Annotated in this window: 17 protein-coding genes and 1 pseudogene; 14 read left to right on the top strand and 4 right to left on the bottom strand. The window is 60.7% G+C overall.

Annotated features, from left to right (window positions below):
• Positions 1-35 precede the first annotated feature (35 nt).
• From A3AS_RS0126220 to A3AS_RS0126190, 7 genes are all read left to right on the top strand, one after another.
• Positions 36-989, top strand: a complete 954-nt coding sequence (locus A3AS_RS0126220) for a LysR family transcriptional regulator (RefSeq protein WP_018320507.1) — start codon at positions 36-38, stop codon at positions 987-989.
• A 156-nt stretch (positions 990-1145) separates the two neighbouring features.
• On the top strand, positions 1146-1823 hold the full coding sequence (locus tag A3AS_RS0126215; RefSeq protein WP_018320506.1) for a nitroreductase: 678 nt from the start codon (positions 1146-1148) through the stop codon (positions 1821-1823).
• A 45-nt stretch (positions 1824-1868) separates the two neighbouring features.
• The gene (locus A3AS_RS0126210; RefSeq protein WP_018320505.1) at positions 1869-2972 is read left to right on the top strand and encodes a murein L,D-transpeptidase family protein; all 1104 of its coding nucleotides are present in this window, start codon (positions 1869-1871) and stop codon (positions 2970-2972) included.
• A gap of 862 nt (positions 2973-3834) precedes the next feature.
• Entirely contained in the window at positions 3835-4287 is a 453-nt protein-coding gene (locus A3AS_RS0126205; RefSeq protein WP_018320504.1) for an Hsp20 family protein, read from the top strand.
• 84 nt (positions 4288-4371) lie between these two features.
• The gene (locus tag A3AS_RS0126200) at positions 4372-4701 is read left to right on the top strand and encodes a hypothetical protein (protein WP_018320503.1); all 330 of its coding nucleotides are present in this window, start codon (positions 4372-4374) and stop codon (positions 4699-4701) included.
• 22 nt (positions 4702-4723) lie between these two features.
• Positions 4724-5167 carry a Lar family restriction alleviation protein gene (locus A3AS_RS50130; RefSeq protein ID WP_371260718.1) on the top strand — a complete coding sequence of 148 codons (444 nt, stop codon included), beginning with the start codon at positions 4724-4726 and terminating at the stop codon, positions 5165-5167.
• 731 nt (positions 5168-5898) lie between these two features.
• Entirely contained in the window at positions 5899-6129 is a 231-nt protein-coding gene (locus A3AS_RS0126190; RefSeq protein ID WP_018320501.1) for a hypothetical protein, read from the top strand.
• Between the two features lie 350 nt (positions 6130-6479).
• Here the strand turns inward: A3AS_RS0126190 and A3AS_RS0126185 are convergent, their stop codons facing one another.
• Positions 6480-6629 (bottom strand): hypothetical protein, encoded by a 150-nt coding sequence (locus A3AS_RS0126185; protein ID WP_020508742.1) that lies wholly within the window; start codon positions 6627-6629, stop codon positions 6480-6482.
• A 372-nt stretch (positions 6630-7001) separates the two neighbouring features.
• Between A3AS_RS0126185 and A3AS_RS47620 the strand changes: the two genes are divergently transcribed.
• Both A3AS_RS47620 and A3AS_RS47615 read left to right on the top strand, forming a co-directional pair.
• Positions 7002-7223 (top strand): hypothetical protein, encoded by a 222-nt coding sequence (locus tag A3AS_RS47620; RefSeq protein WP_157644389.1) that lies wholly within the window; start codon positions 7002-7004, stop codon positions 7221-7223.
• 365 nt (positions 7224-7588) lie between these two features.
• Positions 7589-7726 carry a hypothetical protein gene (locus A3AS_RS47615; protein ID WP_018320497.1) on the top strand — a complete coding sequence of 46 codons (138 nt, stop codon included), beginning with the start codon at positions 7589-7591 and terminating at the stop codon, positions 7724-7726.
• Positions 7727-8017: 291 nt separating this feature from the next.
• Here A3AS_RS47615 and A3AS_RS0126165 read toward each other — a convergent pair whose 3' ends face one another.
• The 3 genes from A3AS_RS0126165 to A3AS_RS43840 all read right to left on the bottom strand — a co-directional run bounded on the left by A3AS_RS0126165 (position 8018) and on the right by A3AS_RS43840 (position 9040).
• Positions 8018-8296 (bottom strand): DUF1488 family protein, encoded by a 279-nt coding sequence (locus A3AS_RS0126165; RefSeq protein WP_026202373.1) that lies wholly within the window; start codon positions 8294-8296, stop codon positions 8018-8020.
• Positions 8297-8486: 190 nt separating this feature from the next.
• A complete protein-coding gene (locus tag A3AS_RS0126160) occupies positions 8487-8783 on the bottom strand; it encodes a hypothetical protein (RefSeq protein WP_018320495.1) in 297 nt (98 codons plus the stop codon).
• Positions 8783-9040 carry a hypothetical protein gene (locus tag A3AS_RS43840; RefSeq protein WP_049814991.1) on the bottom strand — a complete coding sequence of 86 codons (258 nt, stop codon included), beginning with the start codon at positions 9038-9040 and terminating at the stop codon, positions 8783-8785. The genes A3AS_RS0126160 and A3AS_RS43840 overlap by 1 nt, the downstream gene beginning before the upstream one ends.
• A gap of 346 nt (positions 9041-9386) precedes the next feature.
• Here A3AS_RS43840 and A3AS_RS0126145 point away from each other — a divergent pair, with 346 nt between their 5' ends.
• The 5 genes and pseudogenes from A3AS_RS0126145 to A3AS_RS43830 form a co-directional block, all read left to right on the top strand.
• A complete protein-coding gene (locus A3AS_RS0126145) occupies positions 9387-9653 on the top strand; it encodes a hypothetical protein (protein ID WP_245283288.1) in 267 nt (88 codons plus the stop codon).
• A 964-nt stretch (positions 9654-10617) separates the two neighbouring features.
• Positions 10618-10872, top strand: coding sequence for a hypothetical protein (locus A3AS_RS43835; protein ID WP_157644388.1), 255 nt, complete (start codon positions 10618-10620; stop codon positions 10870-10872).
• A 53-nt stretch (positions 10873-10925) separates the two neighbouring features.
• Positions 10926-11111: a hypothetical protein gene (locus A3AS_RS0126135; RefSeq protein ID WP_018320492.1), complete on the top strand. Its 186-nt coding sequence runs from the start codon at positions 10926-10928 to the stop codon at positions 11109-11111.
• A 2-nt stretch (positions 11112-11113) separates the two neighbouring features.
• The gene (locus A3AS_RS0126130; RefSeq protein ID WP_018320491.1) at positions 11114-11350 is read left to right on the top strand and encodes a hypothetical protein; all 237 of its coding nucleotides are present in this window, start codon (positions 11114-11116) and stop codon (positions 11348-11350) included.
• A gap of 144 nt (positions 11351-11494) precedes the next feature.
• Positions 11495-11759 (top strand): annotated as a pseudogene (locus A3AS_RS43830) (integrase core domain-containing protein); the annotation flags it as partial.

Below are 11759 nucleotides of genomic sequence, written 5' to 3'. Positions count from 1 at the left end.
GTCCGCAATCCAATCATTTGTGACGTGAATTCAACATGGCCCGCTTCGACACCAACCGTTCCGCCGAGATGGAGGTCTTCGTCCGCGTCGTCGATCTCGGCGGGTTCACCCAGGCCGCGCGAAAGCTGCGCCTGACGCCGTCCGGCGTGAGCAAGCTGATGTCGCGGCTGGAAGCTCGGCTCGGCTCGCGCCTCGTCAACCGCACCACGCGCAAGCTGACCCTGACCGAGGAAGGCCAAGCGTTCTACCAGCGGGCCGTGCGGATCCTCGCAGAGATGGAGGAGGCCGAACGCGAGGCCGCGTCAGGCGCGGCGCCGCGCGGCCGCCTCACGGTGAACAGCAACATCCCGTTCGGCATGCTGCATCTGATGCCGCTGATCCCGCGCTTTCTGAAAGAGCATCCCGACGTGACGCTCGATCTCGTGCTGACGGACACGACGATCGACCTGATGCAGGAGCGCGCCGACGTTGCGATCCGGGTAGGACCTCTGAAAGCGTCCCGCCTGATCGCCCGCAAGCTCGGCAGCAGCCGCATGGTGGTCGTCGGCACCCCCAACTATCTGGCGCGCTTTGGCACGCCCAGAACGCCGGCGGATCTCGCCGATCACCGCGGCATCGGCTGGACCTTTCCGCGCATCCGCGGCGGCTGGCCGTTCAAGCGCGGCGACCGCACCGAGGAAGCCGTACCGCCGCCGGTCGCGCGCGCCAGCGACGGCGAAGCCGCCCGACGCCTCTGCCTCGGCGGCGTCGGCCTCGCGCGCCTCGCCCTCTTCCATATCGGCCCCGACATCGAATCCGGCCGCCTCGTGCCGGTGCTGCAGAACTACAATCCCGGTGACCGAGAAGACATCCACGCCGTCTATGTCGGCCACACCGCCCCCCTGCCCGCGCGCGTCCGCGCCTTCATCGACTTTCTCGCCGAGCACGTGCGGGTGAGCGATCCCGCGCTGAAGCGGGCGGCGGATGGGAGGTGGAAATTGGTGGGGTGAGGCGTGATGGCAGAGAGAGCGTCAGTCAATCCAGACTGATGCGATCGTGTTCCGCGTGGCTGGACCGTTGAGGACACGCCGCCGGCGCTTGCGCGAGGGTGCCGAAACCGCGAAAGTCCTAAGTGTTTCAGAACTTGTCAGGGGAATTCCACACACATGCAGTTCGATGACGTCATCCTCGGTCGCCGGAGTATCCGAGGCTACAAACCCGATCCAGTCCCCAAGGAGCTTATTGCGGAAATCATTGGCTTGGCGATGCGCGCTCCGTCGTCGATGAACACCCAGCCCTGGAATTTCTATGTCATCACCGGCGAACCGCTCGATCGGATCCGCGCCGGCAACACCGAACGGATGGTGGCGGGCATCCCGCAGTCGCGCGAGTTCCGCACGGGCCAGGCCTTTGCAGGCAAGCACCGCGACAGGCAGGTCGGCGTCGCCAAGCAATTATTCTCTGCAATGGGAATCGAGCGCGACAACATGGAAAAACGCCAGGACTGGGTGCTGCGCGGCTTCCGCCAGTTCGACGCTCCCGTCTGCGTGATCATCACCTATGATCGCGTGCTTGACGGTAGCGACGATACGCCCTTCGACTGCGGCGCCGTGGCGACCGCCCTGGTCAATGCCGCGTGGTCCCGCGGGCTCGGCGCCGTGATCAACAGCCAGGGCATCATGCAATCCCCCGTGGTGCGCGAGCACGCAGGCATAGCCGACGATCAAGTCATCATGAAAAGCATCGCGCTGGGCTGGCCGGATGAAACTTTTCCGGCGAATGCGGTGGTGTCGGAGCGGAAGTCCATCGAGGAAGCGACGGTGTTCGTCGGGTTCGAGACGTAGCGGCGCGCGGTCGGAAGGGCTGGAGGCACAGCAGTGATCCGCGCCATGGTCCGACGTGTATTCGTGCTGGCGGCGGCTTTTGCCACTGCCTTGACGCCGGTCATTTGTCTCGGCGAAAGCAGCAAGCCGTTGCCGGCCAAGGCAACGAGGGAACTACCCGCCGAGCTGCTCTCGCTGCTCGAACAGAAGAAGATGCCGAAATATTCACCTATCGTCGTGCGCCTGTTCAAGGAGGAGGCCGAGCTCGAGGTCTGGAAGCAGGACGCGACCGGCCTTTTCCAGATCCTCAAGACCTATCCGATCTGTCGGTGGTCGGGCGATCTCGGGCCGAAATTGTACGAGGGCGACCGACAGGCTCCGGAAGGGCTCTATACGATTACACCCGAGCTGATGAATCCGAACTCCAACTTCCATCTTTCGATCAACCTCGGCTTCCCCAACACGTTCGACAAGGCGAACAAGCGCAACGGCAGCTTCCTCATGATCCACGGCGACTGCTGGTCGAGCGGTTGCTATGCCATGACCGACGAACAGATCAGCGAAATCTATTCGCTGGCACGCGACTCATTCCTCGGCGGCCGGCCGTCGTTCCAGGTCCAGGCCTATCCGTTCCGCCTGACGCCGGCAAACCTGGCGCGGCATCGAAATAGTCCCAACCTGGCCTTCTGGAAAATGCTCAAGATCGGCAACGATCATTTCGAGACGACGCGACTCGAACCAAGGGTGGATGTGTGCGACCGCCGCTATGTGTTCGATGCGCAACCTCCCCCGAATTCGCCGTCGCCTCCAGTGTTCAACCCTGCCGAAAAATGTCCCCCCTTCGTCGTCAACCCGCAAATCGCGCGGCGGGCGCTGGAGAAGAGGCGCTCCGACGAGCTCGAATACGCGCGATTGCTCGAAGACAATTTGCCGGCTGCCCCGATATACAGCGGACTGGACGGCGGAATGAACAAGGCATTTCTCACACAATTTCCGGGCAGAGTGACGCTTGCGAAAGTCATGCCGTATGCATCCTACCTGCCGCAATTGCCACCGATCCCCTGGATCGACAATGACGGCTCGTTGACGAGTAGATGGTTTGGCAGCTCACTGGACAAGCCGCCGGAGTGTAATCCGACGCGTGTCGGCTTCCCGTCAGGTCGGTGCTGAACGCTCGTGCGGCGCCCGATGGATCATCAGAAGAGGATGGCATCGGCATTCCGTCCAGGGAATGCTGGCGCGTCGGAGCGGAGACCTTGAAAAAAGTTCGTCCCGGCTTGCTGAACCAAAGCAAACGACGAGCCCGCCTCCGCCCCGCGGGCTTCGGCGCGACAGCCTTGCGCAAACTTTGTTTGTGAAGGCTGGCGGAGGGAGAGAATTTAGAAGAAAACTTGCTCGACCGCTGCGCGTCAGGTGCTCTCGCTCGGATGGGACGCCCCGAGCTAAACGGCTCTCCGTTAACGAGAATTCGATACGCAAAGCCCAAAGAAAATCACAAATCCGCGCCCAAGAGCCCTTGCCGTCTGACAAGGGCGCCGGTTCCGGAGCCATCATAGCGACAGCGAGCAAGACCGCGCAGGCCAGTCGCACCTCTCGGCGAGGACCGCTTTGTAGGCCATCTCCCCCTCTCGGCCGATCCTCATATCGACCGGAGTTCAACTATCGTGATCCACCTGACTCCTACAAGCCGTTGCCGCGATTGGCCCATCTGCAAAGTTGCGCCGCATCGGACAGGAGTCCGCTCATGGCGGCAGAGCGAACAAGATTTGCTCAACCTGAGTTCTTCGCATTTTGACCCCCAAGCGGTCATCGAGCGGAGCGAAGCGGAATTAACTTGCACGACAACAGCGCTTAACCAGACCGCGGCGCTAAAATTTTTCGTCACCCCCCTGAAACTTTTTTGCTCGTGGCAAATTTTTTGATCGCCGCAGACATGGCGGCCGGGGCGCCTTCGGGGCCCCGCAATCAAGGCGGGCGCCGGAAGGTGTCCGGGGCCAGCTCGTACCCAACTTGCTCTTTGGAGGATTTGGCTATGAGGTATGATTGGACTCCCCTGTGGAGGTCGACCATTGGGTTCGACCACCTGTTTGACGTTCTCGACGAGGTCCAGCGGACCGCCGAAGAGACCTATCCCCCCTATAACATCGAGCGGCTCGACGAGAACCGCTTCCAAATCTCGGTGGCGCTCGCCGGCTTCTCACCGGACGAGGTGGGCCTTACGATGGAGCAGAATGTCCTGACGTTGGAAGGCCATAAGGCCGAGAAGGACGAGAAGACCTTTCTGCATCGCGGAATGTCGACACGGTCGTTCAAGCGCCAGTTCACCCTGGCTGACCACGTCGAGGTCAAAGGCGCGCACTTCGAGAACGGTCTGTTGGTAATCGAGCTTCAACGCGAGATTCCCGAGGCCATGAAGCCGCGGCGCATCGCCATCGCTGGCGCAAGCGCCGGGCAGGTCAAGCAGATCGAGGGCAAGGCCGCCTGACCTACCCGCGGCTGGGTTCCGATCGCCGCCGCGCGGGTGCTCCCGCGCGGCCACCTTAATGCGTCTTATGATGGGAGGTTAGCCATGCGGACGACGCCCGCACGCGACAACGTCTTCGATTTCAATGCTCTTCTTCACCCCGGCACGGTGTTCTCGCATCCGCGCGAGGTCGTCGCTGACCCGGATTTGAGTCTGGCCGAGAAGCGCGCCATCCTTGCGTCATGGGCCTCTGATGCCTCGGCGATCGCGTCCTGTCCAGCGTTACGCTCGCCGGACGGACTAAAGGCGCCGGTTCATATCGACGAGATTCTGGAAGCGCTACGCGCGCTAGACGGAAACGGACCGCGCAACCCAAACCCGCCGGGCGGCAAGCCGATGCGTCTGCGCTCGACCGAGCGTTGCGCGGCGGCGTGAGCGAGGGTCTGCAAATGATTCCATGATTGACGTCACACAGTTGATTCCAGGTCGCTTCTATTGGGTCCTTGCGCTCAAGCACGAAAACTCTCGAGTGGCAGCCGGCACGCTTCACCGGCGCTACTTGCCAAGGCGACGGCGCGAAGTGGGACTTCATCGGCTTCAATCGCGACGTCGGTCATCATTTCATCGAGGTCGTCGACATCGGCCCAGAACTACCGTCCTAAACGCTCGCGTTAAGATGCCTACGAAGCCTAGCGACAGCGCAGCTATCGATCCGCTGCGCGGATTCCCTATGTCTGTACAATCGCTGCGGCCCTGTCCTTTCTGCGGCGGTTCGGAGGTTTGGATCAACGGCGACATCGATCCAAAATTCGTAGTATGTAAGGAATGTTCAGCTTTCGGGCCCAATGCGCCGACCGTTAGGCAGGCGGCCGAGCGCTGGAACAAACGCATCAGCCCCTAAGGCGAAGCCAACCCTCCGGCTATCTAGCTCTCAATCAGCGGCCGAACGACCAGGCTTGGAGCGTGGCGGTGGCCTAGATTGAAAATCTCAGTGGCTAGTTTGATTTATCTCAATGGTCCCGGCTGGTTCCGGCCCGCCCTTGAGCTGTGCCCCAGACCGATGACCCAGGTCCGAGCAAGGAGCCCCCGCCCAAGCCAACACGTCTTGAGGAGGCGCAGCGGATCATCGAGGAGTACGCCGCGGATTTGCGCGAGATCCTCAGGAAACTCCGTCGCAAGATGAATTAGGCGCGCCTCAGTTGGCGGCTGGCTTTTTAGGAACGAGTGGTACCGGACAGGCTTGGTGCTGTGCTCCGGCTCCATGCCCCCCGTGCGGGCCGGAGTAAGTCCAACGGCCCCAGTCGCCGCCAGACGGCTGGGGCCGTATTTTTTGTGTAGGAACTATAGGCCCGCGAACGAATCTAGTTTGCAGCTTTCCTCAGCTGGGGACTGCAAATGCGTTATGTTGCGTACTCGGTAGATCTATCCGGTGTTGCTCGTGCACTTTACGAGATCGATTGCCCGTCAGACAAAGACGCGCAAGACCGAGCCGAGAAATATCTAGAGGCACACCCTGTTGTAGAGCTTTGGGACGGCCCCCGTAGGGTCGCTCGCCTGGTGCGAGAGAGCTCTGACTGAATTCCGCAGTGGCCTGTTTCGGAACGCGAGCCGGCTAGTCAGCATTACTGGCGTATGCCGCGCTACTTCTTCCATGTGACCCACGAACATCATGAACCCGACCTCGAAGGCGAGGAACTGCCAGACAAACACGCCGCTTGGCGTGAAGCCACGGTGACGGCTGGGCAGATACTCCAAAGCCTCGATGGGAAGCTAACGCCAGATCGTGGATGGCGGATGGAGGTCGTGGACGAGTTCCAGAACACGCTCTACGTTCTCCACATCCACGCCGAGAAGCCGAAGTAAGGCCGCCTATGGGGACCGTGTTCTCCGGACCAGAACAACCGCAACGGGACACGCTGTACTACCGCCTATCGCTCGTCTGGCTCGCAATCGTCGCGGGCTACTTCCTGTCTGTGCTGATGCATTGAGGTCGCCTCAGTGGGCGGCCTCTTTACTTCCAATGTCAGTTGCTGGCCCTTAGCCGAACCATGATGATCCCGTGGTGATGTCGGTTATCATCGGTAGAGCAGATGTGGGGCCGCGCTCGCTGCGACAGCCGCTTGTGACACGTAGCAGACATGGCGGCCTACTACTGTGTCCTGTCGCCGCGAGCGGCCACAACCTGACCTGAGTTCGCGCCGCGCTTATCTTAATTATGAGCGCCTTCTGATCTCATTCTCGATTTGACCGATCAATTGGAGGACTTCGGCTATATCCATACCTTCGGTGGCCTCGATGATATCCCTGTGGCGCTCAACAATAGTCTTCTCCTTTTCGGAAAGAGGTTCGTCGCGATCATTCATGGCCGTCTCCCGCCCACATTTGGCGGGAGCACTGCGGCTCTCGGTCACCGGTAGATGCCAACGGACCGGGCGGTGATGCGAAGACGTTAGATCGTATGGGACGCAGTGTCTGTAATATAATTCACAGGACGGCATCGGCTGGCAGTCGTGTAAGCTTAGCCGCTTGTGACACCCGGACGCGCCGGATTTCGACCCGAAGCGGCAAGCGTCAGTTTCTTTGGTGGCAATTCTGGAACTCACGTCGCAGCGCCCTAGGAACCTCCGTTTCGTGGCGGTATTGTCCCTACATCATCGGCCGAGGCTCTGCCCGTAGGCGTCGATGGCTGAGAGACGTTGCTGCGCTCCCGCTTGCAAGACAGGGAGCGCTGCCAAATGCCGATCGACCGCCACGTCCATCATCCGCTGCCAATTGATGCTGCACATGTCAAAATGGCGCGCGATGCCATTAGCGAGGCGCTTGAGGTGCTAAGGCAGCCTCCGCCCGATAGCTTCCTCGGTCGCGAGACCTACAAGCCTTTTCCGAAAGGAAACACGGAAAATAATATAGGCGATGGCAACGGAGTTTCGCCGCAGGCATTATTGCGGGATGAATGATCCGCTGCTCGCACGTGCCCAGCTAGCCATTGAAGAGAGTAGAACGCTTCAAAAGGATAAAACTCGCTTGCGAGCAGAACAACTGCATAGCCGCGACGTACTTCGCCTCTCGGTGATGGAGAGCGCGATGTACCGGGCGGAAAGCAAGGCGTGCCGGGAAGATCGGGAATAGATGGACACTCAGCGAACGCAAAACGTTACAGCAACCAAGCCGAAGAGTTTCGGGCTAAGAGTGATCTGATGAAAGACTCCGCGACGAGCGCTCAATACAGCCGGATGGCGGACGCCTATGACAAACTAGCGGAGGGCCAGGACGACTTGGCTCGGAACTTAAGGGCCAAGTGGTGTAGCCTATGAGAACTTCCATGATCGAAAAGCGCCCGCCAAAGGAGCCGATTGCCAACAACAAGCTCTCTCTGGAAGGAGAGATGCGCAAGATGATCCGTGCGGACATCGAGGAGCAGCGCGAGCTGATCGAAAAGCTGAAATCCAAGATGAACTAGAGGACTGCCTCAGTCGGCGCCAAGGCTTCCGCTTGTGGCCCATTGCTGACCTTATGCCAGAGCGCCGCGAGGACCGCTTTGGAGAAGTAAGCCGACCAAGGTAGTGCTGCCTCACGAGGGCAGCCTTTGACCCATTGCATCGATTACTGTTTCTGGGTAACCCGAACGATCTGAACAGCGCTCTGCCATAGTCGTGATTATAACCATTACTGGTATTCTCGACGGGTGGTAGATCGGTCACCACGGTGCGGCTCGGCACCGACACGTACCCGTCGCCCGAGGCTCGTCTGCCTACCCCCGAAAATCAATGCTCCGCAGCACGATCCCTGGTGGCGTCCCTTCGAATTCGCAGGCGCGGTATTTGCTGGCGGCGCAGGCTTCGATGCGGTCGCGCAGGCGGGCGAACTGGGCTTCGCGGTGCTCGGGCGCGACCTTGGGCCCGCGTTCGAGATCGTCCATCGCGGAGGTCGAGATCGCGCAACCGATCTCGCGCGGGCCGTCCTGCATGGAGAACAGCACGATCATACGGTCGTATTCGAGGCCGATGTAGCGGCCGCTGGTGAGGGTCATGACGGGCTCCTGTGCGGTCGGTTCGCTGCCTTCTTTGTCCCCGCCTTCGCTGAAGCTACGGCGAGGCAAGCCCGCTTTCACCCACGGCCTTCGCCAAGGCTGCGGCCCGGCAAGCCGCAAGTGAGGCCGACCGCCCGCATTGCGTCCGCGTCTTCCCGCGCATGACGGGAAGCGAGCGGCCGAAATCGCCTCAGCTCTCCTCCGACAGCCGGGCGAAATCGTCAAACAGCGCGGAGACCAGCGCGCGGTGGCGCGTGTCCTCGACCGGCAGGCTGGCGGCATAGAGGTTGAGCAGATAACGCGCCTTCACCGCGGCTTGGGACCAGGACGCGGCGGGCACTGTCATCAGGCGAGTTTCGAGATCGGCCTCACGCTCGCGCAGCTGCCGGACATTGTTCTCGACGTCGGCGAGCGCGCGGCGCAAATCGGTCGCCTTCTGCGCGGCCATGCCGCGATGCTTGTCGAGATCGACGGGATGATCAGTCATTAGCAAGGCCCGCGTCGCCGACGACCGCCGCCGCAAGGTCGGCCGCGGATCGAGAGCATCTCGACCGAGCCGAGCACGCCTTCCACGGGCACGATGATGGAGGTGCCGACCCGGCGCCAGGCCGAGACGGTATCGCTGCCAATCTTCTCCTCGTCAGTAATCACCGGATAGACGCCGGCGGGTCGCATGCGCTCGATGCCGTGAATGCGGAATGGATGCCTAGACGCGATGGTTGCCCGCCGCGAACGGATGGTCATGCACGCCTGCCTTGCTGCGACAGCGGCCCCAAACCGACGCCGGTGATCGCAACCATGCGCCTCCTCAGCAGCAATAGCCAGCATTATCGTCGCGGGGCGTTTTAGTGCTCGCTATTGGTGCGCGGCAGGCGTAGGCTCTGATCCATCACCGCATCTTCCGCTACGGCCTCGACCGGTGACTGAGGGTCACGTGCGCTCCCGCCGTCAAATCAGTCGTCAGGGCGTCGCCTCGTCGTGCCCGCGCAGGAGCATGCGATGTCGCGCTTTCGCGCCTCGGAGTGGATCGTCCCGCCGGTGATCGTTCCGCTGTTTCTTTTGTTGCTGGTCTGCGCGGCGGCCCTGCTCAATGGCTAAACGCACGCGCGTGCCCTGGCTCGTCAGCGGGACGAACGAATACGGCAGCGCCAATCTCGGGCGCAGCAGCGCCACTGCCGCATTGCGGCTGGCTCGCAAACTGCTGCGCGACGGCACCATGGACGTGCGCGTCTTCACGCCGCGCGGGCGCGTGCTGCAGGCGAATGAACTCGGTGAACTCGACCCCCAGCAAAGCGACATGGCACATCAACGCGGCAACCGCGAAGCCAAGAAGCTGAAAAGAAAGCCAAGGTTATAGTGACCGCACCGACCCCCAAAGATGCTGCCTCGCAGCCGCATTACTCCAGGCGCCGCGAAGATGAATGTCGCCAGCTTGCACACGCTATCTGCGCTGACAATTGCAATCACTAAGCTGCAATCCAAACCGGAAAAGGATGAGTTGATCTGCAAATGCCGGGAATGACAAAGTTGCTCACCACAGTCCTACTCACGGCCCTCCCTTTGTTGGCACAAGCCGGGCAAACCGCCGAAAAGCTGCCGCTGTCAGACCGTGAGCAGGTTAAGTCTGACCGTGCGAAAGCGGCTGTGGAGGAGAAAAACTCGTCAGCGGCCCGGCCTTGGGATCGCGACGCTGACGGCAAGCGGCCATGGGAGCGGAAGACCCTTTTGCCTTCAGCAAATCCAAAACCATGACCGCCGCGGCGGGCCTGACCATATTTCTTGGCTATGCAAATGCACCCGTCGCGCGTGGCCAATGTGCTGCTAGCACTCTAGTCGACTGATGCTTGAGCGCAGCTTGAGGAACATGATCAAAGCCGCCGGCAGTATTTGGAGTTGGCTCGGTGCCGGGCTGATCATTTGGCTCACATACCAAATAGTCGTTGTCGGAATGCCGGCAGCAAAGCATTTCCTCGATGTGTGCCACCTCAGAGAACTGGAAGCTATTCCACGACCCCCGACCCAGCTCGACTATCACAAGACCGTTGAAACATGTGACGAGCTAATCCGAGCCACCCAGCCTCAAAAAATTCCCTGACGTCCGCGGCATGGGCCGAAACGCTGGGTGAGACCGATGTGCCTCGATTAGGGATAATTTTCCTTAGGAACGCATCGGTAGCCTAAGGTTTGTTCTTTAGCCGCGCTGACCCGGCGCGTTGCGGCAACTAATGGATTGTATGAGGAAGAACGCGAACAAGCGCCATGACGCTCGGACCGTTTGCTTTCGGCCTTCTCAACCCTTGCTAGGAGCCATCACAGCCTGGATGGCGCATCAGAACGATCTTCCGAGCTTGTCCGAAGCGATTAGCCGCCTGGTTGAGCTTGGACTTGCATCCGATACCCACCAGGATCGGCAGAAGCGGCGCGCCCGGAAAATGGCTGGCGATACGATAGATGGTATCGGCGACATGGCGACGACGGCAGACAACCGCGCAAGCCGCAAGCGCGATCTGATTGATGGCCCCGAGGAGTTCGACCGGGTGCGGCTCGATCGCCGGAGAAACAACAGCGGTATCTGAGCGGGGGTAGCCGCCAAGATCGGGCCACCCGCCACACAAGATGAGGCTACACGATGAGGCAGCAATATCGAACGGCCGCGATCGACGCGGCGAATAAGTTTTTTGAGGAACCGTCAGAGAATACCGCGACCGATTACGAGAAGGCGCAACTGGCCCTTCAGGCGTATAGAGAGCGGCTAAAGGCTGAACGTCTGGCAAGAGAGGCCGAGCGGCAAGCCCGGCGCGACTGGGCGCAATAGTCATGGCGCGATTTTACTTCGACATACGGCATGGGGAGGCGCTGGCCGTCGACGAAGAGGGCTTGGATCTGCACAGTCAGCGGGCTGCCGAGATCGAGGCAGCTCTTTCTCTCGCTGATATTGCCAGAGAACTCGATCCGCGCGCGAGCAGCGAAGACCTGGCCATCGAAGTTCGGGATACCAACAGCGTCGTTGTCCGCGCGACATTTATTCGCGAGAAAGCGCGCCTCATCAATTAGATCATCGAGAGCACGACAATTCCATCTTCGAGCTCGCCCGAAGCAAGACGTGCCCTCGCCTGACGCTAAACTCCGTTCGGTGCTTCTGGAGATAGCTGAATGCCTGCTTCTGGGTGCTGAATGTCGTGGCAAGCCGGCACAAATGCCAGCCCCAACGCTCTGTTCAACCTCTCAAAGCTGTCGGTGTGGTGGCTCAGGCTCGGCATTGCCATCGAGCGCATCAAGCCCGGCCATCCTCAGCAGAACGGCCGGCATGAGCGCATGCATCTCACCCTCAAGAAGGAAGCTACACGTCTGCCGGGGTTCAACAGCCTGCAACAGCAAGATCGCTTCGACAGCTTCCTGCACGAATTCAATGAGGAGCGACCGCATGAGGCTCTCGACATGAAGCGCCCGGCAGATCTCTACA

Origin of the sequence: Bradyrhizobium sp. WSM2793, from assembly GCF_000379585.1 — a bacterium.
In the GTDB taxonomy this organism is placed as follows: Bacteria; Pseudomonadota; Alphaproteobacteria; order Rhizobiales; family Xanthobacteraceae; genus Bradyrhizobium.
This window is presented reverse-complemented; position numbering and strand designations above follow the sequence as displayed.

Excerpts from the sequence above, each read along its gene's own strand:
- A3AS_RS0126215 (WP_018320506.1), top strand. The coding sequence starts at position 1,146 with ATGCAGTTCGATGACGTCATCCTCGGTCGCCGGAGTATCCGAGGCTAC.
- A3AS_RS0126145 (WP_245283288.1), top strand. The coding sequence starts at position 9,387 with ATGGCTAAACGCACGCGCGTGCCCTGGCTCGTCAGCGGGACGAACGAA.
- A3AS_RS0126160 (WP_018320495.1), bottom strand. The coding sequence starts at position 8,783 with ATGACTGATCATCCCGTCGATCTCGACAAGCATCGCGGCATGGCCGCG.
- A3AS_RS50130 (WP_371260718.1), top strand. The coding sequence starts at position 4,724 with ATGATTGACGTCACACAGTTGATTCCAGGTCGCTTCTATTGGGTCCTT.
- A3AS_RS0126205 (WP_018320504.1), top strand. The coding sequence starts at position 3,835 with ATGAGGTATGATTGGACTCCCCTGTGGAGGTCGACCATTGGGTTCGAC.
- A3AS_RS0126200 (WP_018320503.1), top strand. The coding sequence starts at position 4,372 with ATGCGGACGACGCCCGCACGCGACAACGTCTTCGATTTCAATGCTCTT.
- A3AS_RS43840 (WP_049814991.1), bottom strand. The coding sequence starts at position 9,040 with ATGACCATCCGTTCGCGGCGGGCAACCATCGCGTCTAGGCATCCATTC.
- A3AS_RS43835 (WP_157644388.1), top strand. The coding sequence starts at position 10,618 with ATGGCGCATCAGAACGATCTTCCGAGCTTGTCCGAAGCGATTAGCCGC.
- A3AS_RS0126190 (WP_018320501.1), top strand. The coding sequence starts at position 5,899 with ATGCCGCGCTACTTCTTCCATGTGACCCACGAACATCATGAACCCGAC.
- A3AS_RS0126135 (WP_018320492.1), top strand. The coding sequence starts at position 10,926 with ATGAGGCAGCAATATCGAACGGCCGCGATCGACGCGGCGAATAAGTTT.
- A3AS_RS0126220 (WP_018320507.1), top strand. The coding sequence starts at position 36 with ATGGCCCGCTTCGACACCAACCGTTCCGCCGAGATGGAGGTCTTCGTC.
- A3AS_RS47615 (WP_018320497.1), top strand. The coding sequence starts at position 7,589 with ATGATCGAAAAGCGCCCGCCAAAGGAGCCGATTGCCAACAACAAGCTC.
- A3AS_RS0126210 (WP_018320505.1), top strand. The coding sequence starts at position 1,869 with ATGGTCCGACGTGTATTCGTGCTGGCGGCGGCTTTTGCCACTGCCTTG.
- A3AS_RS0126130 (WP_018320491.1), top strand. The coding sequence starts at position 11,114 with ATGGCGCGATTTTACTTCGACATACGGCATGGGGAGGCGCTGGCCGTC.
- A3AS_RS0126165 (WP_026202373.1), bottom strand. The coding sequence starts at position 8,296 with ATGACCCTCACCAGCGGCCGCTACATCGGCCTCGAATACGACCGTATG.
- A3AS_RS47620 (WP_157644389.1), top strand. The coding sequence starts at position 7,002 with ATGCCGATCGACCGCCACGTCCATCATCCGCTGCCAATTGATGCTGCA.
- A3AS_RS0126185 (WP_020508742.1), bottom strand. The coding sequence starts at position 6,629 with ATGAATGATCGCGACGAACCTCTTTCCGAAAAGGAGAAGACTATTGTT.